Annotated in this window: 1 protein-coding gene; it reads left to right on the top strand. The window is 65.0% G+C overall.

The genetic code is table 11. From position 1 onward, the window contains the following. Positions 1 to 41 precede the first annotated feature (41 nt). The coding region (locus tag ACLJNW_RS26810) for a flavodoxin domain-containing protein (RefSeq protein WP_410961596.1) at positions 42 to 254 on the top strand (213 nt) is incomplete at its 3' end.

Below are 254 nucleotides of genomic sequence, written 5' to 3'. Positions count from 1 at the left end.
GCATAATGCCCGGCTTACCCCTGTTGGCTTACGGAGTGTTCATGAAAGTCGCCATTCTCTCCGGCTCGGTCTACGGCACCGCCGAAGAAGTCGCCCGGCACGCCCAGAAATTGCTGTCCGCGGCCGGCCTCGAGGCCTCCCATCTGCCCCGCGCCAGCCTCGACGAACTCAAGGCCTTCGCCCCCGAGGCATTCCTGGTGGTGACCTCGACCACCGGCATGGGCGAACTGCCGGACAACCTGCAACCGCTGTAC

The organism is Salmonella sp. SAL4457, assembly GCF_046548235.1.
Classification (GTDB): Bacteria; Pseudomonadota; Gammaproteobacteria; order Enterobacterales; family Enterobacteriaceae; genus Salmonella; species Salmonella enterica.
Note: the sequence above shows the minus strand (reverse complement) of the source record. Positions and strands in the feature narration are given on the sequence as shown.